The organism is Paenibacillus polymyxa, assembly GCF_015710975.1.
Classification (GTDB): domain Bacteria; phylum Bacillota; class Bacilli; order Paenibacillales; family Paenibacillaceae; genus Paenibacillus; species Paenibacillus polymyxa.
Genome location: NZ_CP049783.1, coordinates 1,207,547 through 1,230,841, shown reverse-complemented (window position 1 = coordinate 1,230,841; position 23,295 = coordinate 1,207,547). Strand labels below are relative to the sequence as shown.

Sequence of the window (23,295 nt, the reverse complement as noted above, 5' to 3'; positions counted from 1 at the left end):
CTTACTCCGCTTTATTTTTGGATAAAGTAAGCAGGTCTTGAGGAAGCTCATCCCTCGTGATCACGTAATCGCTGTTGAACACTTTTATGAGATGATCCAGGGAGTTATATTGTCCATTGCGGATGAAGTCGCCCGTCCACGTAGTGAAAAAGAGCCAATGCGCTGAATATGTTTGAAGCAATTCGGGATCGCTAATCGGGCCGTTTTCAGACAGACCAACCAGCTTCTTACCCTGCACGAGATTTACCAAACTGTCGTACTTGCCAATACTTGGGCTATAATTAGCCGCCTGGTTGTAGATATCCACACTTACAATATCGACGACATCGTCCCCTGGATACCAGTCGGGACTCTCGGAGTTCCATACCCAGATCAGGTTGTTCAGGTGATGGTAGTGTGTTAGGCGGTCGTACATGATACGGTACAGCTGCTTGGCGGAGTCTGGACCTTGGGCGCCCCACCAGAACCATTTGCCCTCCGCCTCGTGCAGCGGTCTCCACAGCACCGGAACGTGAGCGTCTTGGAGGCGTTTCAACTGAGCAGCAATGGCATCGATATCTCTTAGGACAAGCTGATACTCTTCCGACTCGGGATGACTAAGTGCATATTGAACGTCGAATGTAGTAGCGTCCGTGTAAAACCCGCGCCACCATTCTTTACCGGGAATATCATACAGTCCCTTAGGAGCATTCCAGTGCCATGCGAATGTGACAAGTCCACCTTCTTGGGCCCATTGAATTGCCTTTTCCACCTCAGTTGAGGTGGCGCCATGCTCGATGCGAGAGGGGGAATAATCCATCATGTCCATTGATAACATGGCAGGATACTTACCAGTTTGGTCTTTAATCCACTGTGCATCCTCCAAAGTGTGCTGACCGGAAAGAATGTGGCTGCCGTAACTATCCACGAGATAACCCATGAGTGCCTTGGTTTCCGCAGTCGCATTCGGGTTTACTGGCTTTTTCTCAATTTGATGCAGTTTCGGGGGGGACACTGCTGATAGCTTGACGTAGTCGATATGATATTGGTCCGAGTCGACATTGAACTGTAAGATATTGTTTCCCGAATTCAGCATCAGTTTACCGCCGGATACCTCTGTGTAGCTTGCTGTTGTCGGCAGTGATATTTCGCTTGTCTGGCCATTGACCACCAATTGGGTCTTTTTGTCTCCATTGGGGTTACTGTAACCGATTGCAAGATTGTAAAGCCCGCTTGAAGTTGCGTTATAGGCAAGGCTTAGTGACCCTGTGCTTTTAAAGGCCGCATAACCGCTACCAGAATAGCCTGTATCAGCAGCTTCTATGCTGACCTCGCCAGTAATGACTCCGTCTTCGGCTTCAATTTTGCTAATTGGGGCAGGCAGATTGGCGAATTCCACCTTCACGTATTCGATCCCATAATATCCCCAGCCTCTTTCAAAAGTAAGCTCGTTTGTGCCGGCATTCAGCATGATCTTGGTTAATATTTTCTCGTTCACTGCCGCACCTTTCGGAGGAGCAGCCAGCGTTATGTTCTCAGACATTGTGCCATTGACCTCGATGCTGGTATCCTTGGAGCCAGTGCCCGCCGGAATGTAGTAGCCGAGGCTCAGTCTATAAAGACCTGCTGTAGGCACGTTCACTTTAAACGTGGCCGTCCCGTCGGACTTGCCGGAATTCGGGTCGTAGTCATAAAAGAAGGATACATAGCCATCGCCTTTATAAAGCGTATCGCCGGTATAAGGTGTATCCCGTTTTTCTACACCGTAACCTTGAAGAATTGCATCTTTGGAGCTGACGACGATAGAAGAGGAATTGTCATTAGTGGATGAATCTTGACTTGCATTCATCAACGTTCGCCCTTCAACATCGGTGACCAAGTGAGCTGATTCTGCTTTAGCTAAGCTTGGAATTAAATCAAGAGATACCAACAAAAAGGATAAGAGAACAAAACTGAGAATACCGAAAAACCTTTGTTTCCAATGATCTGGCATATGACTCACTCCTTGAATTAGTAGATGATACCGCCTCAATTGACCTGCAACATGCATTACAGAAAACGCTTTCATTATTGTGTACATATGAAGTACGCTTTGAAGTAATCGATGACAGGTGATTAAGGACCAGCTTGCACTTGTAAGCATTTTTTCTTCATTTGTATACGTTTTCAATATTTGGTATTCATTTTTTGGCACCTCACCTCTCTTTAATTTCATCATAAATTAGAGGCGAGGCAGGAACCATACAATGAATTTCGGAGAAAATCATCCTTAAATTATGGATTTTTATACTCCGGTGACAAGCAATCTTCATATATTCTTTGAGATGTATAACACAAGATTATTAAGGCTATATGGGGTAAGCGGGAAGGATAGTTTCAATTTGTGGTATCATGCCAATAAGAAGATTACCCACATGGAAATGAAAGGGACTAATACATGATTTCTCATCGACTGCTTACCTACGAAACTATTTATCAATTAACGGACCAGATTCATAGGGATCAACACTTGTTATTCTATAGCTATTTAACTCAACGTAAGGAGCAGGCTAAATTTGTTGGTCAATATGTAGATGACAAGCTGACAGGGGTCTTAGCATACTTTTGTGGGCTCTCCTTCCCTGCGTTTTCTTTCCACTGCATAAACCGAGAGAAACTTAACTTTTCAGCTCTTATTGCTTTTACAGAGGAACTCATTCAACTTAAGAAAAATACCGTTTGTGGTACAATCCTGTGTGATTGTGACCTACAACTTTTTCAGTCTCATGGGCTCATAACGGGTAACCCACAACGTTTCTTAACAATGAAGCATAGGGATCAATCGAAACTGCTCGATTCAAACGTGGCTGAGCTAGTTAAGGAAAATGACATTTCAGATATAGTGGATTTATTGCGAAATGGGGGCATGAAATTTTTTACGAGCAGCGAACTTGAACAATATCCTTTCCTTGGGATCAAGGAATGTGGCCATTTTATTGCCGCAGGCGGCTTCCACTTTTATGATTCTAAGCTCGTGGAGATCGGAAACATATATACAAGCCCTGCTCACAGGTGGAAAGGACTAGCAAAGCACTTGACGAGCCAACTTACAAAACTGGGTAGAACACTATCATCAGATGTCTATCTGGGAGTAATGGAGGAGAACCAGGCTGCTGTACAACTTTACAAAGGATTAGGATATGAGGTTACGGCTGAGCAAACGATTGTTGATTTTAAACTATCTATTGATTGACGAACGAGGAGGGAGAAGGCCCTGGAACAGAATGATATTAATGTTCATCAACTGGCTGGCGAGATCCGTCAAATTTTACACAAGAGAATGGATAAACTAGGTATAGCATACGGCATCGTTAGCGAATTTAGTTATAATCCTGAGGAACTACCATCTTGGATTATTAGTATCGAGGATTCTGAAATCGTACTCACCTCGGCCATCTTGTTCCAATATCTGAAACGGCGTCAAAATTTGAAGGATGCGTTAACTCATTTTATGCGCGATCACTTTTCATACTTTAATTAAACAGTATCCACTGGATTATATAAAACTTACTTAAAGGTACATATCATATAGTCAACAGGAGGGTACAAAATATGTGGTTTAGGAAGAAAGAAACGCAACTGGATCGAATACAAAACAAACTGAATCAGGCTATGAGCAAGGACAAGGATTTCTTGGTGTTTGGAGCATCCTCACATCAATATAAGGTTAATGAGAAGCTTACAGCAAAAGCGCTGGCGGACTGGCAAGCCCATAATCAGGTCACACTTCCTGAGCCTTACGCCCAGTTTTTAACGAACGTCGGCAACGGAGGCGCCGGACCCTATTATGGAATTTATCCGATTGAAAAGACAACTTCCTATACCGAGCACCAGGCACTCCTTGCAAAATCCGTTCTGCACCCCGAGATGACCAAAGAGGAATGGAACCATCTGATTGAGCCCCTGACCAAGGATGAGGACATCCCCGACGAGGAATACGATGACGCCCGTAATAAGGTGCTGGGCGGCATGTTGTGCATAGGCACCCAAGGCTGCGAATACGACATGTATATCGTACTTGAAGGGAAATACAGGGGGAGAATTGTGTACACCTCCGATTTTCATCCCGATCATCCCTTTTTCTTTGTCTATGAAGACAGCTTTCTGGACTGGTACGAACGCTGGCTGGATGAAATTATTCTGGATTATGATATTGGGTGGTTCGGCAGTCGAATGCCGGGTGATGAGAATGCACTGATCCAGATTTATCAGAGCGCTCCAAACGAAGAAATCCAAGCAAAAGCGCTTGATGGAATATTCAAATTTAAAGCAGTTTCTCAGCCAACTCTTATTTTTTTGAAAAAAATTGCGGAGCAAAGCCCAAAAAATCGAGCCACAGCTGTTCGGCTAATCTGCAAAACTTCTTTTGACACGGGAAGAAAATATCTTCTGGAGCTATTGCAATCAGATGAACATGAGGATTTTCTGCAAGCTTTAATGATTCTGCACGCTTCCAGTAAAACAGTAAATTTAAAGGAATTTATTCCAGTGATTTTGCACAGTCTTGATAGGATTCACGACCCGGAAACGTTGCGTTATGCAGGATATATCCTGGAGGATTACGGTGCGATTACGCTCCAGAACTTTGCGCCTTTCTTGTGTGACGCCGATCCGAAAATGCAAACCACTGCCATCTATGCCGCACGCAGTTGCGAAAACAAGCTGGGAAGCTGGCAGATCATTGAACAGATGTTGGTGGGCGACGACCCGCATGTTCTGAAAAACTCAATTTTATATTGGGGCGTTATTCCACATGAGAAGTTGCTGCCTTACTATAAGGCGGTATGGCCTGAATATAAAAGGAATCCGAATTTCAAAGAAAAATTTATCGGTTGTTTGCAAGAACTGCATTTGCCAGATGATTATTTTGACAAGGGCGAATCGTGAGAAATGAGATTTGGAAATGACGATGATAACGTGCTAGTCAATCTACAAGGTAAATCAATAAAAAGCGAATTGAAAAAAGGGCAATCCCGCAAAAGGACAGCCCCATAAGCGAGCTATTTTATTGAATTTATCGTTGCCTTATACATATTTTCTACGTGTTCGTCGACTTCATCTCGTGACATTCGTAAGCGAGCCACAGAAGTACCATATCCGATTTCTATTTTCCCCTCTTCTAATCCTTTGAAAATTCCATCTGCGAAGGCATCTAACGGCTCTCCATGCGTATGCAACCCTGCTCCACCTAAATCTGTATTTACTGCTGGCGGGACAACCTCAATTACCTCTACAGACGTATCAGAAAGCTGGTGTCTTAGGCTGATTGTAAAGGAATGAAGTGCCGCTTTCGTTGCTGAATAAATCGGAGCAATCACAAACGGCGTAAAAGCTAACCCAGAAGTGACGTTAATGATAGTCGCCTCTTCTTTTGTTGCAAAATAGGGAGCGAACAACATGGATAGATGGAAGGGTGCTTCAATGTTAGTGGTGATTTCTTTACTGAAATAATCCCAATTGCTTTTTGCATCCGTTTTTAGAACGTTAAAGCGTTGTTGGATACCGGCGTTGTTAACTAACACATTTACTTCTGGATAGTTGGCTGTTACCCAATCCGATAAAGCTATACGCTCGGATTCCATATTCAAATCACTTACATGAGTAATAAGGCTAGGCAATTTCTCTTTCGCTTTTTGAAGTACATGTTCACGCCGTCCAGAAACAATGACTTTATTTCCAGCTTTTAAAAATCGTTCTGCAAAGGCTAAGCCTATTCCAGTACTTCCACCGGTAATTAGTATTGTATTTCCTGAAAGTTTCATTATATGTTCTCCCCTTTCATTAGTTTTCGTTCTTGTTTCCTGAATGCGCTGTGCCTAAACTGTAACTTTAACTTAGATAAAATTATATATAAAAAAACGGCAGACTAGGATTTTATTCTCACATCCTAGTCTGCCGTTATTTATTTTATTTAGTCTGTCCAAAACTTATTTTCGCAAAGAACAGTTCCATCCGGCTATACACGCCTCGCACTTATCTGGCCGGGATGTTGCGCGTTCCCTCCGTCATCGGGGAGGAGCAAAGCGGACACACCGGTGGCGTGCCTGCACTAGCCGTAGTTGTGCGGCGTCCACCTACTGTGTCGCGCCGCATCCACGCCTTGCAGGCGGCGTCCGTGCATTTCCACACAGGCACATCGACGCGTGGCTCTGTCTGTGACCTAGCCGCCGCCGAGGCCGTCCGTGCTGTAGTGGCGGCTGGGGTTGACCCCGGTCTGCTGCTCACGCGGGTTGCCGTGCCAGACGCTGGCGAACCACCACTGGCACGGCTGCCATAACCCGAAGTACCCTTTGGTTGGCCAAAGCTGCTGCGACGCGTGTCCGGCTTGGAAGCCTCAGGGGGAGTGACCCCATAGGCTTCCAGCAAGAAGCGAGACACGGCGGCAGGCTTGCCGTGATTGGAGGCGGGGGAGGTGATGTACAACAGCTCCTTCGCCCGGGTGACGGCCACGTAAGCGAGGCGGCGCTCTTCCTCCAGCGCAGCATCGTTATCCACAGCCGTTGCGGGGGCGGCGCCTGCCCGACGATCCTCTGGCAGCTCGCTGTGTAGAGCCGAGCTATGCGGAAGGATGCCTTCACTTGCTCCGATCCAATATACGCAAGGGAACTCCAGTCCCTTGGCACGGTGGATCGTCATGAGCCGAACAGCATCGCTGTCTTCCTCTCTGCGCAGAGATTCCATCTGGCGGTGGCGCTCTGAAAGCTCGTCCGCAAAGTTGACGAATGCCTCTACTGTGTCAAAGCGCTTGGCTGCCGTTTCAAGCTCCTCCAGACTTTCTTGCATCGTTTCCTTATAATGTGTCCACGCGCCCGTATCTCCGCTTTCCAAATACTTGTCATAAAAGACGCGCCGCATTTCTTGAATGGCATAGGCAGGCTTCATGGTAGTGAGACTGCGAATCAACCGAATGCGTTCTTTCACCTGTTCACGCTGAAAATCACGTAGTCGATCCCAGCGGCTGAGGTGGATTAGCGGGTATTTTTTAGCCTGCTGTTTCTCTTCGCGCATAATCCATTCCATCCCAGCCTCACGGGAGACATACAGCGGTCCAAGGGTACTTGGAATGGATTCCATTCGGCGGGGATTCAGCGACAAGCGCAAGTGATCCATTAAGGGACGAATCAGAGACTGATCGTAAAATACGGCTCCTGCTCCGTACTGAATAAATGGGACATCCCGCATAATTAATTGCTCAAAAATAGATCGGCTTCCGCTGGCTGTCCGATGTAAAATAGCGATATCCCGATAGCGAAGACGACCTTCTTCTACCTGCCCGAGCAGATGAGTAACAATATGTCCCGCCTCTTCCTCAGGCCCAGATGGGGTGGCAAACTGTGGCGGCAAGCCCTCACGTCCGGCAGCCGCAAGACGTTTGGAGCGTCGATGAACATTTTTGGCGACGATGTTGGAGCCCAGCCCCAAAATGCGTGCATCACTGCGATAATTAATATCAAGAGTAATGACCTTTGCATCTTTATAGACCTTATCAAACTCCAGAATGGATTCCTGGCGGGCTCCATTAAAGGTATAGATCGTCTGGTCATCATCTCCGACGACCATCAGATTGCGATGCCTCGCAGCCAATCGTTGCACCATTTCGTATTGCAGGGCATTCGTATCCTGAAATTCATCGACCATGATATAGGAAAAACGTCGTTGAAGCGGCTGAAGCACATCCGGATCACGCAGGAGAACGGAGGCACGCAGCAGAATATCGTCAAAATCCATTTTGCTCCGTTCCTGTTTCCACGCTTCATAGGCGAGCATGGCACGTTTGGCATCCGCTTCCTCGCGTATGGTTTCCGGCAGCTCATCTGCGCTACGGCCTTCCGCTTTCCAGGCGGAGAGGGCGGACAGCAGGCTTTCCGGCTGGAAAGCCTCACTCAGTCCAAGCTGGCGCAGCATCATTTTCATAACGGTATGCTGGGCCTGTGTTTCACCGAACACTTCATCTTGCACACCGCGATGTCGCAGCATCGCCAAAGCGAATGAGTGGAAGGTACGCGCCTGTACTGCGCGTGCAGCGGCAGGTCGCACACCGGGTAGTCCCGCGATGCGCAGCTTCATTTCGGCAGCTGCTTTGCTGGTGAAGGTCACCAGCAGGATGGACGATGCAGGGACATCCCGCATCGCCATGAGGTAGCCTGCACGGGCAGCCAGCACCGTAGTTTTACCGCAGCCAGCCCCTGCCAGGGTTAGAAGGGGGCCTTTACCATGGCGTACAGCCTGAATCTGCGGGCGGTTCAGATGAATGCCCACGTTCTCTATAGCACGAAAATAAGCCGCGTCTTGGTCGGTGTCGGGTACCAGCGTTATACTGGTATCCATAGAAGCTCGACGTGCCTGAGGGCTCGTCGTTGAATAAGGAACCCCGATAGGTCGGGGGTAAAATGCAGGATTTGGGTTCATGATCCTGAAACCCCTTTCGTTCTTAAAATCTTCCATTTTCACAAATGGGGGTAGTTTTTGGTATGATAGAGTTCTAGTCAGCTTTAGTTGATGATAAGAACAAGGCGAATGGACTAAAAATGATGCTGAATTCATGCGGATCTAGAGCAGGAGCGTCAGAACGTTAATAGGTTGACGCCAATGCCTATAGCCTCAAACAGGCGATATGACCGCATTCCATTATACAGGAGTTCGAGGCTTGCCAACAGAAAAAAACTTTGGGATATACGGACGGTACAGTGAAATCCGGCTGGATATGGGGAGGAAATGACGATGAAGCTGATTCAACGTATAAAGGAAGGCGCTAATCGCGCAACAGAAAAGGCGCAGCATGCTGTCGAGATTAGTAAGATTAATTCGCAAATTACAACGATTCAGCAGGAAATGGATGTTCATTTCTTACGAATGGGTCAAATCTTTTACGAAGGCTACCGGGCATCCGATATGTCAGTGGCTGAAACCGAGATGACACAGTTGTCTACTGCTTGTGATGAGCTTCAGGATGAAATTGATGAGCTGCGCAGTAGAATTGCAGAATTGAAAAACGCCCATTTATGTACCTGTGGTGCAGTTGTGCCGCTGGATGCGAACTTTTGTCCCAAATGCGGACGCAAGTTAAATGGAGGGCAGGCTGCCTCCAAGCAAGTAGCGGCTGTGCGGGAAGAGGTGCCAACAGACGCTTATTCTTTTGATCTGCGCAAGCCTGAGGCAGCGAAGGATGCTGTGCCTGCCTACATGGAGTATGCAGAAGATGAAGTAATCGATCGGCATGAACAGGATGAGCGGTATGAAACGCACGATCCAACGGAATCAGACCGCAATTACACGGTGTCTGATTTTACTCCGGAAGAAAAAGCGGCATTCGATGAAGAGTGGGAGCGCCGTCGTCAGGAAGAACTGGAGAAAGAACACCATCGTCTTGAAGAACTGGAACGTGAACGGGAGCGTCAGGAGGAGCTGGACGAGCGCATTCGATATTGGAAGGCTAACAATTCGGGAGCAGAGAAGCCGGCAACACCGTCAACGCAAATACGCGAAAATGTAAAATGTCAAATCTGCACAGCGGAATTACCCAAAGGCTCCAAATGGTGCCCGCGCTGTGGAGCTGAACAGATTTGACGCAGCCGAACAGGCTGCCGCAGGACACAGACATAACGCCAGGCAGCATAGGGGGAACAGAACATATGGAGCGTTTGCTGCAACATCTGCGGAATCTGGGTTTTACGGAGATGGAAGCCAAGGTGATGGTCGAGCTTTCGAGACAAAATGCGGCTTCCGGCTATGAAGTTGCTAAGCGTTTGGGGGCATCGCGCTCCAACGTGTACGCAGCTTTGCAGCGTTTGGCCGGACAGGGATATCTCAGAGCGAGTGCAGGAGAACCTGTACGCTACAGCATGCTGCCGCCGGGTGAGCTGACCCGGATGATTGAAGGGCAGATGCGGGAATCCCTGCTGGCGGTGGAGAAGGAGATGCCACGAACAGAACCAGCCAAGCCGACCTTTTATAATGTGGAAGGTGACCGGAAGGTGCTGGAAAGCCTGACACGCGAGCTGGAACGGGCTAAGCATGAGATTGTGCTGGATTTGTGGCGTGAGGAAGCCGAACTGCTGCGGGAAGAGTTGAAAAAAGCCGAGAGTCGGGGTGTGCGACTCCTATGGTCCTGCGACAACGGAGATAGCATGTTGGGGCCGTGGCTACCGCGTGCATCTGGTACAAACGGCCAGGAACCGTCAGGGCGCAAGTTTTCCTTTGTTATTGACCGGCGTTGGTGCATGCTGGGAATGCGGGGAGAGAATTGCCCGACACAGGCGCTTATTACCGAGCATCCGGTGATGACAGGTTTGCTGCTTGATCATTTTGCTCAGGATCTTATTTTGTATGAACTGGAGCATGATATGGGCAGCGAGCTGTCGACCCGATATGGCTGGCGGTATGAAGGCATTGTCGGCAAATATATGTCAGCCGGAGAATAGGTTAAGGACTACTGGGAGGGAAGTTCCATCAGAGCCCGGCATACAGATGTAATATAGCCCGCTTGATGAGGCACAAATTGATCCGGTGTAATCAGGCGGCGAGTTTTTTCCGGGTTCGGCCCCGACGTAATACCTTGGGCTTCGATAAATGGAATATGGCCTTCAAACAGGGCCAGTGCTTGCTCAAGGTCTGCTTCGTACAGTCCAGCTACTTCTTCCTGCTGGAGACAATAGGCTTCCAGGGGCTGGTTGGACAGCAGTCCAAACACCGAGCTGACCTCCCGATCCCAAAAAGAGGTGCCCTGTGCGGTGCCTTTACTTTCATACCGAACGGTCATCAGCGGTGTTAAGTAGGTAAAGGGAACATGAATGCCCAGTTCTTCCTCCAGCTCGCGAGCTGCCTGGGACATATCTTCGCCTGAAGTCAAATGCCCAGCTGCTGTAATATCGTAGCATCCGGGGAAGGTGTCCTTTGTATCCTGACGCTGTTGGAATAGCAAGCGGCGGCCTGTCGAAGTGTCTCGTGCCAGCCAGCAGTGAAAGGTATGGTGCCAGTATCCCTTGGCATGTGCTTCCTGTCGAGAGGCTGTGCCAAGGGGGTTGTCTTCATCGTCATAGATATCCAGAAGCTCGCTAGTCATCGTGGTTCCTCCTATAATCAGCAGAAAATCAAAGTCTTACTTTACAGTATAACGTGTTTTCCATCCTGACGATATGATGGTCGATGTGGAATGTGGAGTAGCTTTTGGGGTATGCTGGGAACATGGAGATTTGCGCCATAACATAGGTTTATGATTGAAAGGAGCGATTTTACATGGAATGTATTGTACATTTCCGAGTGATGCATCCAGAGGAGCCCAAAGAACTGCGCGGGCTGATTATGCTGGAAAGCGGAGGCAAGCCGGGGATTGACCAAATAACAGATATGTTCAAAAATATGGGCTATGATGTGCGTCCAGACAACCCGGAGGAATTGATTTTTAAACCAGTCGATGCCAGAGCGAACTATACATATATCCGGGTTATTGAGCTGGATACGGGTGAGGAAGTTTACCAAGAAGACAGAGATTTGCGCGCGATTTTGGAAAATTTGCTCAATAAACATTAATTAAAGATCAGGAGAGCAAACCAATGGAATGAGATCAAGCGATCCTGTCGCCATTCTTAGGAACGGAGAACCAATGATGAGATTGTATATTATCCGACATGCAGACCCTGATTACCCTAACAACACCATCACGCCGGAGGGACATTTGGAAGCCAAGGCACTGGCCAAACGACTGTCCAGTCACGGATTGGACCGTATTTACGTCTCTCCTTTGGGACGGGCCTTGGATACGATGCGGTACACCGCCGACTCTCTCGGTATGACTTATGAAGTGGAGGACTGGACGCAGGAGCTGGCTCTAAAGCTGGAGGATACTCCATACGGTCGTCTTTCCCATTGGGATTTGCCTGGTGAAGTGATTCGTTCCGGGTCGCCTCTGCCGACTCATGATTCTTGGAAGGACATTTCCTATTATCAGGGGACACAAAGTCCTGAAACCTTCGAGCGACTGAAAGTTCATTCTGATGAATTTTTGAAGCGGCAAGGCTTTGAGCGGGTCGAGGGCAGGTACCGAATTCTGAAGCACACGGAAGACAGGGTAGCCGTATTTTGTCATGGCGGCTTCGGGCTAACCTGGCTTGCACATCTGTTGGAACTACCGTTGGCTTTGGTCTGGTCCGGTTTTTGGATGCCGCCTAGCTCCGTAACCACCATCTTGTTTGATGAACGCTCCAAGGAATGGGCAGTTCCCCGTTGCATTGGCTTCGGTGATGTCTCCCATCTGTACGCAGAAGGTTTGCCAGTCAGACCTCGGGGTATTATCACCAACTTCAATTAATGATTTTTAGAGCCATGCTAAAAACGGCTTAAGACGATGCACCGTCTTAAGCCGTTTGTTGTATTCATAGGAATGTAGTTCGAGTCAGCGTGCTTCAACGAATCCCTCTAGCTTGGAAGTGCAATGTGCACAGCGGGTAGCAGCTATAGGGATTTCGGACAGGCAATGTGGACATTCCTTAATTGTTTTTTCCTGAGGAGGTTTTTCTTCCTCTTTGCGCTTCAGCATGTTAATCCCTTTGACCAGCATGAACACACAGAAGGCCACGATGAGGAAATCTAGCAGGACATTAATAAACTGACCATAGGCAAGGACCGCAATCCCTGCTTCCTTGGCTTGTGCCAAAGTCTTGCGTGTACCGTCAGCATTTAGAGGGTCGGCAGCTTGTAAAGCTACATATAAGTCTGGAAAATTCATACCGCCCAGAAGTTTACCAATCGGAGGCATAATAATATCGTTTACCACAGAAGTAACAATCTTGCCAAACGCTCCACCAATGATAACACCGACTGCGAGGTCAATCACGTTACCCCGTACAGCGAATTCTTTAAATTCTTTAATAAAACCTTTTCCACTCATGTGAGTGCACACCTTCTTTGCATAAAATCATTTATCTATAATACATGCTATGTCAATTGAGGGCAATTCCAAATTGATGTATTGCACTTTGTCACAAAATCACATGTTCATTTGTCTTCTGTATGTAAACCAATAATGGAGGCGATGTATCGTGAGTTTAAGATTTAACCACAGAGCAGTGAGTCCTAGTACATTCAAGGCAATGATGGAGATGGAAAAATATATTTCCGGTCGTTTTACAGACAAAGTATTGTACGAACTGCTGAAAATTAGAGTATCCCAAATCAATGGCTGTTCCTATTGTCTTGATATGCATGCAAAGGATTTGCTAAAACTAGGGGATTATGCTGACCACATTTTGCAGCTTGCTTTATGGCGGGAGGTTCCTTTGTTCACAGAAAAAGAACGTGCTATGCTTGAATTAGCCGAAGCGGTCACTCATATCTCAGAGCAAGGGGTACCTACAGACTTGTATAATCGGGTCAGAGAACATTTTACAGAGGAAGAGTACGTAGATTTGATTACCGCAATTAATGTGATCAACAGCTGGAACCGGATTGCCATAGCGACCGGAATGTATCCAGGCAGTCTTTAATGAATGGGGGCTATGTTTTGTCTGGCAAAGAATACGGAATTGAACAAGAATCGGTGGATGTAAGTCTGGAGGAGCTGTATCAGAAATATCGCAAATATTCTTTTGCCATTGCTTATCGCATGCTTGGAACGGTGACGGATGCCGAGGATGTTGTTCAAGACTGCTTTGTCGAGCTGGAGCATAAGCCCCTGAATGACATACAGAACCCCAAAGCCTATGTAGCCAAAATGACGATGAATCGGTGCTTGAATCTGCTGAATTCTGCGCGCAAGCAAAGAGAGACGTATGTAGGACAGTGGCTGCCGGAGCCGCTGGGTGAGAGCGCGGATCTTCCTGCCGATTGGTTAGAACGCAAAGATATGATATCTTACGCATTTCTGGTTCTGCTGGAGCAACTAAAGCCGATAGAGCGGGCTGTTTTTGTGCTGAGAGAAGCTTTTCAATATGATTATAAAGATATTGCGGAATTACTGGGCAAGTCCGAGAGCAACTGTCGTCAGTTGTTCAGTCGCTCCCGCCGTATTCTATCTTCCGGAGAATCTGCTCCTGAAGCTCCAATCAGTCCTAATATAAATAACTCTTCCCGGGTAAAACTGCTGGAACGTTTTACAACTGCTTTTCTCGCCTACGATGTGACTGCTATGCTGGAACTACTGGCTGAACAACCTGTATTCGTGTCAGATGGTGGAGGTAATGTGCATACGGTGATGAGACCGATGGTTGTACGCAAAGGCGTTCTCGCCCTGTTGACCTCTCGTCGGGTATTAACCGTTTTACGAGAAAGAGATGTGGTCCACACGGTCATCAATGGTGAGGTTCAGCTGGCATTTCTGAAAGACGGTGAAGTGAGAGAAACCTTGTGTCTCAGACTGGCACCGAACGGGGAGCATATTCAGAATTTTTATTTAATGGTTAATCCAGATAAGCTGAGACACATTCATATAAGGACAGAAGAAGTAAGCGTAAAAGAATGAGCTGCCCAAACGGAAAAACCTTGAATCCTTGTTTAGGATCAAGGTTTTTTTCTGTTTTATAACTGCCGGGCTTGATGAAGAGCTAGATCGCCTATCCAGGGAAGCTTGAGCCACTTTCCTTGTCCCGCACGAATTAACAAGATAATCCACATGGCAAGGCTTGCCAGCGTTAGCAGGGAAGCGAGCAAAGGACCGAGTAGCGGAATGAATCCGACTAGCACATGCCCGATCATGAGGGCTACAAAAAGAAGTATGGATTGCAGTGCGTGAAATAATACGAATCGGCTTTTCTTTTCCAGCATGACAAAGGCCAGCGCTCCAATAAATGCGAACAAATAGCACAGGACAGCTGCTATATTTTCATCCAGTCCTGTGGAAGACTTATAGACTGACATGTCAGGCATATCCTCCTTTATAAATGATTCAAGCTAAGTCTCCGTACTATACAAGCTATGAGGACAGGATTGAAGGATATGCCCGATCTCGGTAAAAAAGTTCACTCTACACAAAACATACTAACTCATTGAACTACTTCCTTACGAATTGCCTGATAGTCTTTCCCGAGAATCCGTTTCTGTTCCCGCCAAACGTTTTAGAAACGTATTTCTCCAGTTTACGGACAATTCTTCCACTTCGAGAATTTGTTTAATACCCTCGATATGATCCTTCTCTTGATGCATAATTCGATTGGCAAATGAAACCGTAATTGCTTTCGGATGGCGATGAAGGAGGGATAGTCCGTCGGCTTTAGAGACAACTCCCTCTTCCAGAACGCGGAAGTAGAATCCCGTGTAGCCTGTTTGCTGTACCTTCAGGGGCATGTCGGGTACGCCGTACTTGAGGGACAACTTGTAGCAAGGCTGTCTCGGCTGGCTAACTTGAACGATAGCTTTGCCAAGCTTAAAGACGTCTCCAATGCAAACGTCGGATTCTAGCAAACCCTTTATCGTTAAATTTTCACCGAATGCGCCGTAATCGAGCGGCCTCCGCAATTCATTTTCCCAGAAGGGGTAGTGCTCGTAGGGATAGACGCATACAGCTTTCTCGTGCCCTCCGTGATGAACTAGATCGCCCTGCCCATCCCCTTCGAAGTTTAGATAAGATAAATACAGATATTCATCTGTGGCCGACTTGAATATCCCCGTAGAAACGTCCTTCTGATTAAACCGGATCTGCTTGGGCATGCCGACATTAAGAGAAAGGATTTTAATAGATGCCATTCGGATCACCTCTACTCCAAATTTTGGTCAACGAGTTTCGCTAGATGCTTCTATATTCGCGTTCCTGCATTCCTGTTCCGCTTTCATCACGTCCATGCTTACTCCGCTTTTTTCATTTCGGTAATTCCTCTTGTGACTCTGTTTGTCCCCATTTCCATTTTACACTTCTCCATGTGCTATTTGCGAATTAGAGAATGTGTATAAAAATACGAAAAAGGCTGAACGAAAAAGATTCGTTCAGCCTTTTAAACGGTTATACACATGTTTTGCCCATGTTGTACGCACTTTATCCACCGAATAATAGTGTTTATCCACAAAAACAACGTGGTTTATACACAACTTGTGCACAAACTGTAGACAATATTACAATAATTCATAGTTTGCGCACAGTTTGTCCACAAACTATCAACATATTATTAGTAACTGTGGATATACTTCCGTAATTATCGGTCACCAGTTTTTAAATGACGGCGCGGGTGTGTGATTTTACCCATTTTATTCTTGTCATCCTCTTTGGGGATAAGTCGTTCATCGGTACGTCCTTCGTGATGGTTATCAAAGGCATATTCGGTCATTTTCCACTCAGAAGTACCCAAAACAACATCAGCGGGAAAGTGCTGGCCTCTGTGCAAATGCTGCTCATGTCCATCCTCATCCACATAAATACCATCCACTTCTACCTTTTCACCCGTTAGTGGGAGTAAATCCTTTCCTTTGTGTTCCATTGGTATCCCCTCCGTCTGGTTATTCTTCGTTAATTTGTCCGGACGGAGGTTCTTTTATCCACAAGCTGCTGTAAAATATCCTCGGCAATCTGGTCTGCGGGATGAGGTTTGCGAAGTAACTCAATCGCCTGCTTCATTTCCTTAGCAAGAGAGGGAGTGGAGATCAGATCCAGACAATGTTGAATCAGTTCCTCCGTTGTGCGAGCAATGCGGGCAGCTCCTTTTTGCTGCAGATACAGAGCATTATTTAGTTCCTGACCGGGTACGGGTTTGAACACCAGGATAGGCAAACCCGATGCGATGCTTTCCGAGAGTGTGATACCGCCGGGCTTTGTAATCACCAGACTGCTTGCTCGCATAAGTGCTGGAACGTAGTCCACAAATCCGTAGGTGTAGATGTCGGGGTGGTCTGCATACAGCGCATCCAATTCTGCTTTCAGCTGCTGATTGCGTCCGCAGACGATCAGCAGTCGAAGCTGCGGCAGCTGGCTTAAATGATGACAGATATCCAGTATGCCGGATAACACACCATACGCACCTGCCATAATGAGCAGCGTGGTCGTCTCAGCCTGTAACGGTGGGATTACCTGTTGCTGATCAGGGGGTTCGTTGACAGATAGGTTATAAAAAGAAGCGTGAATCGGAATTCCAGTCGCGGCAATACGTTCGATAGGTATTCCCCGCTGTGCGGCCTCCTGCTGCAGATCCTCAGTAGCTACATAGTAGCGGTCAATATCGGGATGTAGCCAGCGCCCATGCAGGTCAAAGTCTGTAACCACGTTGACAATAGGCAAATTCATTCCCATTTTGCGGCGTAACGCTGGGAGAGCGAGCTGCGGGAACGTATGGATCACGAGGTCCGGCAACTCCTTTTTCAGTGTGAGAGCAAGTTGACGCATTCCGAATGAATGCAACACATGGCCAAAGGCTGATTTAGCCTGCATACCGCGCGTGATGTTATAGACCCAGCCGTAAAGTTGTGGAATGGTTTTGAAACTTTGCATATATACAAATTTGGTCAGCCCATTCAACCATGGATGAGATTCAGCCATCAGGTCGAGTAGTTGTACCTCGCAATGTCCGAGTCTTCGCAGACTATCCATGATTGCCCGAGCGGCCTGCACATGGCCTTCCCCGTAGCTGGCGTATAAAATTAGAATTTTCGGTGCTGAGACTTTCATGATTGTTTAGCCCCCTATATTCAATAAGCACATGTAGCTCATTTTAGGAACGTTCCAAGTTGAGGGAGGATACGGCTGGCAAGACGAAACGCTCTAGCAGTGTTCGTGGGTTTTTCCAACGGCTCACCTTGCTGTCTGCTGTAAATACCACGACTGCATTCGCTTCCGGTATCAGATATATTTGCTGTCCTCCATGTCCGTGTGCACACGCATAGTCAATGCCGTGGAGTCGTCCAGTCCACCATTGGAATCCGTAATCTCCGAATTCTGGATAGCCTTCAATCTGTCGCTGCGTCGCCTGATGCAGCCAATCGGCTGGAATCAATTCTCTTCCATTCCAGATGCCTTGATGAAGGCAGCAATCGCCGAATTTAGCCATGTCTCGCGACGTCAAATATAGTCCGATGTGGCCCATGGTGTAGCCCTCTGGATCTTGTGCCCAACCACTTCTCCCGAAGCCTAATGGTTCGAATAAATGCTGGAGCGCGTACGTATATCCGTCCATGCCACAGCAACGGGTCAGCAGCACGGACAACAGATGCGAATCAACACTGCGATATTGGAATACCCCGATTTGATCCTCCTGTACAGGTAAGCGGAGGGCAAAGGACGGCCAGCTCTTGCTGCGATGAAAACGGTGGATAAAGGCTTCACCGAGCTTTTTGCCCGTCTGCCAATACAAGCCGGATGTCATGGTTAACAGATGACGAATCGTAATCCGTTCTAGCAGTGTTTCCTTCCGCCGGGGCAAGTACTCAGGCAACAGCTTATGCACAGACGTATCTGGTCCAGGCATATCCCCACGTGCCATAGCCATGCCGACGAGCGTGGAAGTGAAGCTTTTGGTCGCGGAACGCAAATCGTTCAGAGCGCTTGCTTCATGACCGTTGTAATAGCGCTCCCAGATCAGCTTGCCGTGGCGAAGCAGGAGAAAGCTGTGCATTTTCGGAAATTTAGCTCGGATTTCATGATCTGCCTGATCAAGTAGGGAGGCATCGATGCCTTCCTCTTCACAAGTTCCGAGGTTCAGTGCAGACAGACGGGCAACAGGTGCAGTGAACAGTGGAGCATAACGGCTCATCCCTTTCCCCCCTTTTTATGTTTATTTATTTTACCCCAAACACATACGCTCCAAAAGCCGATAAATAAGGTATACCTCTATGCAGCAGCTAATTGAGAACTCCAAATGCTATGAAGCGTAAAAGATAGGTAAAATCAATGTAAATTTACTGGAAAGCTGAAAGCTGTATCTGAATATGGTATAATGGGGTAGTGATTCAGCCAATAGAAAATCGGTTAATAATAGTGTCAGGTACATGCCTCACGTAAGGCATTCCCGACCTAAGCTGCACTAGACATACTACTTCACTGCATAAGGACATCAATACTTTTCGGCATTCTCTTCAACGGAGCACTTATTTTCAACGTTTTGGGAGGGAGTTACATGGCAACGAAAGGTCACAATGAAGTTAAGGAAAGTCTGCGGGAAATGACTCGAATTTTCCGGCCTAAGGATCCCAAAAAATTTGTAAAGGAATATGTGCGAAAATACCGGATAACAGGAGGGTATGAGGAAGAGTTGACCATGGTGGTGGAAAACGAACTCGGCCGCATCAATTCTTCAGTATCTTAAAGGGTTCGCTTACCCGAACAACTAGAAACACGACTTTTATAAACCGTCTTTCCCTAGAGGAGACGGTTTTTTTGTGTCCGTCCTGCATACAATGGGATAGGTTTAGTGAATTTGTATGCTCAAAGGAGGCGGATTCCAATAGAAATAGCGATACGAACACCGGAGGAAATCGGCTACATCAGGGAGGCCGGACGTATTTTGGCAGATTGCCATCGTGCGCTGGAAAGTCGTATTCTTCCGGGAATCACAACGCTTGAAATCGATGCTTGGGTGGAGCAATTTCTATGCAAGCGTGGAGCTACGCCTGAACAAAAGGGCTACAAGGGGTTCCCTTATGCGACCTGCGCTTCGGTCAATGAGGTGGTATGTCACGGCTTTCCCTCGGAGCGGGTGCTTCATGATGGGGATATTGTAACCATCGACATGGTGGTTAACAAGGACGGATGGCTAGCTGACCGGGGATGGACCTACGCAGTGGGTGACATCAGTCGTCCGGTAGCAAGGCTGTTGCGGCAGACCCATAAGGCGCTGATGCGCGGCATCGAGGTTGCCCGCCCCGGCCGGACATTAGGGGATATTGGGCATGCGGTCGAAAAAGCGGCAGGCTGGCGACGGTACGGTAACGTCAAATCTCTGATCGGGCATGGGATCGGCCGCCAAATACATGAACCGCCGGACGTTCTCCACTACGGCCGTGCTAGAACGGGATTGCCGCTGCGCGAAGGGATGGTGATTACCATTGAGCCGGTATTTACCCTCGGACCCGAAGGCGCGGTGCTCTGGGGAGATGATGGTTGGACCATCAGCACAGCAGACGGCAGTTGGGGCGCTCAATATGAGCACACCATTGCGATTACAAAGAACGGTCCTTATATTTTGACCTCATAAAAGAGTATTGTGCCATAGGGAGTCCAATGTGCGGGTTGTGTGCATAAGACTCTCTTGGTAAGTTTTTTTAGGATGGCATATCCGCTTCACCAAACAATGAGCTACTTGTTATAGATCATAGATCGCGATTCGGATCGTCGGTATAATAGGAGGCATAATATTGGAAACTAGGAGTGGAACCCACATGATGATTAGGGAAGCGATGATATCAGATGCCGAAGACATCGCCAAGGTGCACGTAGAATGCTGGAGAACGACATACAAAGATATCATGCCTGCCGAGGTTCTGGAACGGCTCTCCTATGAACAAAGAACAGAATTATGGAATGCGAATCTATCTACTGAAGACGGTCATCTCGCATATGTGGCTGAAAATGAGAAGGGGGAAATGATCGGATTTGTGAGTGGAGGTCCAGAAAAGTCAGGGGAATATCCCCCGTACGGGGGAGAGATAACGGCTCTTTATGTTTTGAGTGAATACCATAGTTTAGGGCTCGGCAAGAGACTATTTCTGCGGTTGCTTCAACACTTTAATAGTATGGATATTCACTCTGTCATGGTGTGGGTGCTGGCAGATAATCCAGCGTGTACTTTTTACGAAAAGCTAGGGGCCAAGCCTGTAGTCGAACAGCATATTATTAATATGGGCGGCAAAAACCTGAACATGGTGGCTTATGGCTGGCTGCTATTCTGATAGAATACGCTTTTGTCCTTCCAAGGCGCGAATAGGCGCGATATTTTGCGTGAATTCCAGTGTTCCCAAATAGCGTCCTTCGGAATCACGAACGGCAAAATAACGGATGTAGACAAATTTGTCCTTGATTGGAATCCAAAAATCTTCAACATCCTTGCGTCCGGCCTTAAAATCTTCCAGCAGTTTTTCAACGACATGCACGCTTTGCGGCGGATGGCAATTTTGCACGGTACGACCAATGACGGCCTTTGTGCGGGCAAAGATACGTTCTTTACCGTGAGAGAAATAGCGAACAACATCATTTTCATCGATAAAGGTCAGATCCACAGGCAGGTGATTCAACAGTAGCTCCAATTGTTGTACGGATACAATCCCTGTCTCGAATCGTATGAACCCTTGCGGAGTACCAGAAGTGGAAGTGTCTTCCGTTTGCTCAAGGGCTTCTACAGGTTCCTCTGCCCGTTCAGGTATCCATTCACGCTCAGGAGCGGTCAGGCAGAACCCGATTTCCTCGCTTTCCCGGGCTATTTTCAGCCATTCATCCTCGGTCAGCTTACTGAGTGCCATCGGCAGCAAAATATTCTCTTCCTTGAATATCATTTCATTCACTTCACTCATGATATGAGCAAGCGCCTTCCCAATCTGATCACGATCTCCGTTATATTCGGTAAGCAGCTTCTTCGCATCCTTGATTGCGGCGCGAATGCCGTCGTCCACCCCCCACATCACTTTGGTTGGACCAAAGATTCCATAGCGTTCTAGATAAGGAAATACTAGATTTTCTTTGCGGCTATAGTGTTTGTCGACATCCATCAGCAGACTTAAATCTTCAAGCAGCTTGTAAATAACCTTGGGGCTGTCGTCCTTTTGAAACTGCTCTGCATGGAGGGCCAGCTTAAAGTTGACCAGACGTTCGATCTCACGATTTTCCAGCTTGAAGGTGTGAACAGGATGTCCTGGTTGTTCCTCCGGTCCCGAAGGACGATGAATATCCTCAATAGAGCCCTTGAATATCGATGTATGAACGGAACAGAGACGTTGGACTTCCGACACCGGAATTCCCTCTTCGGTCATCAAGGCATGCTCCATCGCTGAAATTTCCGCCACGCTTACCCCACCAACAGCCTCTGCAAAACGCGCTTTAACTTCCTCCACGCTTTTCCCGGCATGTAGTTCTTTAATAATTTCCTTCAATGTTCGCTGACGCTCCGTTAATTCCTGTGCTGTATGTTCACGGTTGTTAATTAGCTCGCTCATGATCGTTAACCCCTTTATTTTTGAATGGTAAAACCATGTTGCATAAATGTCTGCTGCACAGTTTCCATACTTATTTTCTTCAACGCAATTCCCTTGGACAGTGTCATAAAACGTCCTGCGGTTTGGAGCATGCCGGGCTTGGCAATATCGTGAAAACCCAGTTCTACCATAATGTCCTTCACTTCAGGATAACGATTAACAAGGTTAAATATGGACTCATCCCAATGCAGTATTTTATCCATTTGTTCATCCCCTCAATTGAGAACGTTTTTCATTTACAGAGTAGCATAGGTCCAAACGAGCTATTGTGATTGTACGCACAATATTGTTCAGGTAGTTGACAACGGTAAATCTTGGTTTATATACTGTGTATAAAGATATATACAGTAATAACACTGAATACTGTGGTAACACCTTTGAAATGAAGAGCGAACGAATTTGTTATTACACAAGCAGTGCAGAAGGGATCAGGATAAGAAAATGACAATCATGAAGCAGGCATGGATGATTACCCGTCAGGATTTTCGCAAGAATCCATATGCAGGACTATGGACGTTGCTGTTTATTGCGTATTTGGGATTTACCATGAGTTTTGCGGTAAGTGTGCAATGGGGTGAGCATGCAGCCTTGAGTCCAGTAGCTGATTTCATCATGCTGACGTTGATTCCGTTTTTAGGGTTCATTTATAACCGTCGAGCGTTCAAATATTTACAGGAAGATTCTTATACGCACATGCTAGCCTTTTTCCGCACCTTGCCTATACCGATGAAAGCAGTAATTATGAGTCGAATTCAACAGGCGGTGTTGGCGTTTGTTGCGAATAGTGTGATATTTTTTGCTCTTTTGTTTACATTGTCAGGTACGCTTCGGATATATGCCAGCACAGGATTCTATGTATCGTTTGCTCTGACCTGGATAGGCTACGGAATGCTCATTCAAGCCATTTATATTCACTTGGAATTTTTGAAAAGAGGAAAAGAGTACTTCTGGCTATCTATTGTGATCATGCTAATGTGCGGGATGGTTACGATTATAGCTCGAGTATGTGGGGCCAACCTGGTATCGATAACGGCTTCTTATAGTAAGGAATGGTTGCTGTTGTCCCCGGTGATGTGGGGAGCATTGTTAGCAGGAGTTCTGGCTATGTCAGTGTCCTATCGGGTGACACAGCGTAAGCTCATGAAACGGAACTTAACTTAGTAGTATGTGTACAAAAATAACTAA

The 23,295-nt window shown here is 47.1% G+C and carries 25 protein-coding genes; 13 read left to right on the top strand and 12 right to left on the bottom strand.

Features of this window, described 5'->3' with window-relative positions; translation table 11 throughout:
• Position 1 precedes the first annotated feature (1 nt).
• Positions 2 to 1,972: a glycosyl hydrolase gene (locus G7035_RS05570; RefSeq protein ID WP_019686034.1), complete on the bottom strand. Its 1,971-nt coding sequence runs from the start codon at positions 1,970 to 1,972 to the stop codon at positions 2 to 4.
• A gap of 444 nt (positions 1,973 to 2,416) precedes the next feature.
• Between G7035_RS05570 and G7035_RS05565 the strand changes: the two genes are divergently transcribed.
• The 3 genes from G7035_RS05565 (at position 2,417) to G7035_RS05555 (ending at position 4,905) form a co-directional block, all read left to right on the top strand.
• A complete protein-coding gene (locus G7035_RS05565) occupies positions 2,417 to 3,211 on the top strand; it encodes a GNAT family N-acetyltransferase (protein WP_019686035.1) in 795 nt (264 codons plus the stop codon).
• Between the two features lie 87 nt (positions 3,212 to 3,298).
• A complete protein-coding gene (locus G7035_RS05560; protein ID WP_230877408.1) occupies positions 3,299 to 3,499 on the top strand; it encodes a hypothetical protein in 201 nt (66 codons plus the stop codon).
• 71 nt (positions 3,500 to 3,570) lie between these two features.
• Entirely contained in the window at positions 3,571 to 4,905 is a 1,335-nt protein-coding gene (locus G7035_RS05555) for an SMI1/KNR4 family protein (RefSeq protein WP_019686036.1), read from the top strand.
• A gap of 113 nt (positions 4,906 to 5,018) precedes the next feature.
• Here G7035_RS05555 and G7035_RS05550 read toward each other — a convergent pair whose 3' ends face one another.
• The gene (locus tag G7035_RS05550; RefSeq protein WP_019686037.1) at positions 5,019 to 5,780 is read right to left on the bottom strand and encodes an SDR family oxidoreductase; all 762 of its coding nucleotides are present in this window, start codon (positions 5,778 to 5,780) and stop codon (positions 5,019 to 5,021) included.
• Between the two features lie 211 nt (positions 5,781 to 5,991).
• Positions 5,992 to 8,427: a UvrD-helicase domain-containing protein gene (locus tag G7035_RS05545; RefSeq protein WP_019686038.1), complete on the bottom strand. Its 2,436-nt coding sequence runs from the start codon at positions 8,425 to 8,427 to the stop codon at positions 5,992 to 5,994.
• A 312-nt stretch (positions 8,428 to 8,739) separates the two neighbouring features.
• Between G7035_RS05545 and G7035_RS05540 the strand changes: the two genes are divergently transcribed.
• Together G7035_RS05540 and G7035_RS05535 are read left to right on the top strand one after the other, a co-directional pair.
• Positions 8,740 to 9,585, top strand: a complete 846-nt coding sequence (locus tag G7035_RS05540; RefSeq protein WP_019686039.1) for a zinc ribbon domain-containing protein — start codon at positions 8,740 to 8,742, stop codon at positions 9,583 to 9,585.
• 65 nt (positions 9,586 to 9,650) lie between these two features.
• Positions 9,651 to 10,439: a TrmB family transcriptional regulator gene (locus G7035_RS05535; RefSeq protein WP_029514808.1), complete on the top strand. Its 789-nt coding sequence runs from the start codon at positions 9,651 to 9,653 to the stop codon at positions 10,437 to 10,439.
• An 8-nt stretch (positions 10,440 to 10,447) separates the two neighbouring features.
• Here the strand turns inward: G7035_RS05535 and G7035_RS05530 are convergent, their stop codons facing one another.
• Positions 10,448 to 11,080, bottom strand: a complete 633-nt coding sequence (locus G7035_RS05530) for an NUDIX hydrolase (protein ID WP_019686041.1) — start codon at positions 11,078 to 11,080, stop codon at positions 10,448 to 10,450.
• Between the two features lie 173 nt (positions 11,081 to 11,253).
• Here G7035_RS05530 and G7035_RS05525 point away from each other — a divergent pair, with 173 nt between their 5' ends.
• Together G7035_RS05525 and G7035_RS05520 are read left to right on the top strand one after the other, a co-directional pair.
• On the top strand, positions 11,254 to 11,547 hold the full coding sequence (locus G7035_RS05525) for a hypothetical protein (RefSeq protein ID WP_016819532.1): 294 nt from the start codon (positions 11,254 to 11,256) through the stop codon (positions 11,545 to 11,547).
• A 76-nt stretch (positions 11,548 to 11,623) separates the two neighbouring features.
• Entirely contained in the window at positions 11,624 to 12,325 is a 702-nt protein-coding gene (locus tag G7035_RS05520) for a histidine phosphatase family protein (protein WP_013369230.1), read from the top strand.
• A gap of 84 nt (positions 12,326 to 12,409) precedes the next feature.
• On the opposite strand, the gene mscL is transcribed toward G7035_RS05520, so the two are convergent.
• Complete coding sequence (gene mscL, locus G7035_RS05515; RefSeq protein WP_013369231.1) at positions 12,410 to 12,904, bottom strand: large conductance mechanosensitive channel protein MscL; 495 nt, start codon at positions 12,902 to 12,904, stop codon at positions 12,410 to 12,412.
• A 151-nt stretch (positions 12,905 to 13,055) separates the two neighbouring features.
• Between mscL and G7035_RS05510 the strand changes: the two genes are divergently transcribed.
• Together G7035_RS05510 and G7035_RS05505 are read left to right on the top strand one after the other, a co-directional pair.
• The gene (locus tag G7035_RS05510; protein ID WP_016819535.1) at positions 13,056 to 13,499 is read left to right on the top strand and encodes a carboxymuconolactone decarboxylase family protein; all 444 of its coding nucleotides are present in this window, start codon (positions 13,056 to 13,058) and stop codon (positions 13,497 to 13,499) included.
• A 17-nt stretch (positions 13,500 to 13,516) separates the two neighbouring features.
• Positions 13,517 to 14,473, top strand: coding sequence for a sigma-70 family RNA polymerase sigma factor (locus G7035_RS05505; RefSeq protein ID WP_019686042.1), 957 nt, complete (start codon positions 13,517 to 13,519; stop codon positions 14,471 to 14,473).
• Between the two features lie 56 nt (positions 14,474 to 14,529).
• On the opposite strand, the gene G7035_RS05500 is transcribed toward G7035_RS05505, so the two are convergent.
• From G7035_RS05500 to G7035_RS05480, 5 genes are all read right to left on the bottom strand, one after another.
• The gene (locus tag G7035_RS05500) at positions 14,530 to 14,868 is read right to left on the bottom strand and encodes a DUF4870 domain-containing protein (protein ID WP_019686043.1); all 339 of its coding nucleotides are present in this window, start codon (positions 14,866 to 14,868) and stop codon (positions 14,530 to 14,532) included.
• A gap of 141 nt (positions 14,869 to 15,009) precedes the next feature.
• A complete protein-coding gene (locus tag G7035_RS05495) occupies positions 15,010 to 15,693 on the bottom strand; it encodes an MOSC domain-containing protein (protein ID WP_019686044.1) in 684 nt (227 codons plus the stop codon).
• Between the two features lie 443 nt (positions 15,694 to 16,136).
• The gene (locus tag G7035_RS05490; RefSeq protein WP_019686045.1) at positions 16,137 to 16,418 is read right to left on the bottom strand and encodes a hypothetical protein; all 282 of its coding nucleotides are present in this window, start codon (positions 16,416 to 16,418) and stop codon (positions 16,137 to 16,139) included.
• Between the two features lie 29 nt (positions 16,419 to 16,447).
• A complete protein-coding gene (locus G7035_RS05485) occupies positions 16,448 to 17,599 on the bottom strand; it encodes an MGDG synthase family glycosyltransferase (RefSeq protein ID WP_016819540.1) in 1,152 nt (383 codons plus the stop codon).
• A gap of 43 nt (positions 17,600 to 17,642) precedes the next feature.
• Positions 17,643 to 18,680 carry a serine hydrolase domain-containing protein gene (locus G7035_RS05480; RefSeq protein WP_019686046.1) on the bottom strand — a complete coding sequence of 346 codons (1,038 nt, stop codon included), beginning with the start codon at positions 18,678 to 18,680 and terminating at the stop codon, positions 17,643 to 17,645.
• Between the two features lie 363 nt (positions 18,681 to 19,043).
• Here G7035_RS05480 and G7035_RS05475 point away from each other — a divergent pair, with 363 nt between their 5' ends.
• The 3 genes from G7035_RS05475 to G7035_RS05465 all read left to right on the top strand — a co-directional run bounded on the left by G7035_RS05475 (position 19,044) and on the right by G7035_RS05465 (position 20,814).
• The gene (locus tag G7035_RS05475) at positions 19,044 to 19,232 is read left to right on the top strand and encodes a hypothetical protein (RefSeq protein WP_007428354.1); all 189 of its coding nucleotides are present in this window, start codon (positions 19,044 to 19,046) and stop codon (positions 19,230 to 19,232) included.
• Between the two features lie 105 nt (positions 19,233 to 19,337).
• A complete protein-coding gene (map, locus tag G7035_RS05470) occupies positions 19,338 to 20,120 on the top strand; it encodes a type I methionyl aminopeptidase (RefSeq protein WP_016819542.1) in 783 nt (260 codons plus the stop codon).
• Between the two features lie 184 nt (positions 20,121 to 20,304).
• Positions 20,305 to 20,814, top strand: a complete 510-nt coding sequence (locus G7035_RS05465; protein ID WP_019686047.1) for a GNAT family N-acetyltransferase — start codon at positions 20,305 to 20,307, stop codon at positions 20,812 to 20,814.
• On the opposite strand, the gene G7035_RS05460 is transcribed toward G7035_RS05465, so the two are convergent.
• Together G7035_RS05460 and G7035_RS05455 are read right to left on the bottom strand one after the other, a co-directional pair.
• A complete protein-coding gene (locus G7035_RS05460) occupies positions 20,806 to 22,071 on the bottom strand; it encodes a DUF438 domain-containing protein (protein ID WP_019686048.1) in 1,266 nt (421 codons plus the stop codon). The genes G7035_RS05465 and G7035_RS05460 overlap by 9 nt on opposite strands.
• A gap of 14 nt (positions 22,072 to 22,085) precedes the next feature.
• Positions 22,086 to 22,313, bottom strand: coding sequence for a DUF1858 domain-containing protein (locus tag G7035_RS05455; protein ID WP_017428003.1), 228 nt, complete (start codon positions 22,311 to 22,313; stop codon positions 22,086 to 22,088).
• A 238-nt stretch (positions 22,314 to 22,551) separates the two neighbouring features.
• Here G7035_RS05455 and G7035_RS05450 point away from each other — a divergent pair, with 238 nt between their 5' ends.
• Entirely contained in the window at positions 22,552 to 23,271 is a 720-nt protein-coding gene (locus G7035_RS05450; RefSeq protein ID WP_019686049.1) for a hypothetical protein, read from the top strand.
• Positions 23,272 to 23,295 lie beyond the last annotated feature (24 nt).

Bases quoted from the DNA above. Each gene is read 5' to 3' on its own strand.
- G7035_RS05570 (WP_019686034.1), bottom strand. From the start codon at position 1,972: ATGCCAGATCATTGGAAACAAAGGTTTTTCGGTATTCTCAGTTTTGTT.
- G7035_RS05565 (WP_019686035.1), top strand. From the start codon at position 2,417: ATGATTTCTCATCGACTGCTTACCTACGAAACTATTTATCAATTAACG.
- G7035_RS05560 (WP_230877408.1), top strand. From the start codon at position 3,299: ATGGATAAACTAGGTATAGCATACGGCATCGTTAGCGAATTTAGTTAT.
- G7035_RS05555 (WP_019686036.1), top strand. From the start codon at position 3,571: ATGTGGTTTAGGAAGAAAGAAACGCAACTGGATCGAATACAAAACAAA.
- G7035_RS05550 (WP_019686037.1), bottom strand. From the start codon at position 5,780: ATGAAACTTTCAGGAAATACAATACTAATTACCGGTGGAAGTACTGGA.
- G7035_RS05545 (WP_019686038.1), bottom strand. From the start codon at position 8,427: ATGAACCCAAATCCTGCATTTTACCCCCGACCTATCGGGGTTCCTTAT.
- G7035_RS05540 (WP_019686039.1), top strand. From the start codon at position 8,740: ATGAAGCTGATTCAACGTATAAAGGAAGGCGCTAATCGCGCAACAGAA.
- G7035_RS05535 (WP_029514808.1), top strand. From the start codon at position 9,651: ATGGAGCGTTTGCTGCAACATCTGCGGAATCTGGGTTTTACGGAGATG.
- G7035_RS05530 (WP_019686041.1), bottom strand. From the start codon at position 11,080: ATGACTAGCGAGCTTCTGGATATCTATGACGATGAAGACAACCCCCTT.
- G7035_RS05525 (WP_016819532.1), top strand. From the start codon at position 11,254: ATGGAATGTATTGTACATTTCCGAGTGATGCATCCAGAGGAGCCCAAA.
- G7035_RS05520 (WP_013369230.1), top strand. From the start codon at position 11,624: ATGAGATTGTATATTATCCGACATGCAGACCCTGATTACCCTAACAAC.
- mscL (WP_013369231.1), bottom strand. From the start codon at position 12,904: ATGAGTGGAAAAGGTTTTATTAAAGAATTTAAAGAATTCGCTGTACGG.
- G7035_RS05500 (WP_019686043.1), bottom strand. From the start codon at position 14,868: ATGTCAGTCTATAAGTCTTCCACAGGACTGGATGAAAATATAGCAGCT.
- G7035_RS05495 (WP_019686044.1), bottom strand. From the start codon at position 15,693: ATGGCATCTATTAAAATCCTTTCTCTTAATGTCGGCATGCCCAAGCAG.
- G7035_RS05490 (WP_019686045.1), bottom strand. From the start codon at position 16,418: ATGGAACACAAAGGAAAGGATTTACTCCCACTAACGGGTGAAAAGGTA.
- G7035_RS05485 (WP_016819540.1), bottom strand. From the start codon at position 17,599: ATGAAAGTCTCAGCACCGAAAATTCTAATTTTATACGCCAGCTACGGG.
- G7035_RS05480 (WP_019686046.1), bottom strand. From the start codon at position 18,680: ATGAGCCGTTATGCTCCACTGTTCACTGCACCTGTTGCCCGTCTGTCT.
- G7035_RS05475 (WP_007428354.1), top strand. From the start codon at position 19,044: ATGGCAACGAAAGGTCACAATGAAGTTAAGGAAAGTCTGCGGGAAATG.
- G7035_RS05465 (WP_019686047.1), top strand. From the start codon at position 20,305: ATGATGATTAGGGAAGCGATGATATCAGATGCCGAAGACATCGCCAAG.
- G7035_RS05460 (WP_019686048.1), bottom strand. From the start codon at position 22,071: ATGAGCGAGCTAATTAACAACCGTGAACATACAGCACAGGAATTAACG.
- G7035_RS05455 (WP_017428003.1), bottom strand. From the start codon at position 22,313: ATGGATAAAATACTGCATTGGGATGAGTCCATATTTAACCTTGTTAAT.
- G7035_RS05450 (WP_019686049.1), top strand. From the start codon at position 22,552: ATGACAATCATGAAGCAGGCATGGATGATTACCCGTCAGGATTTTCGC.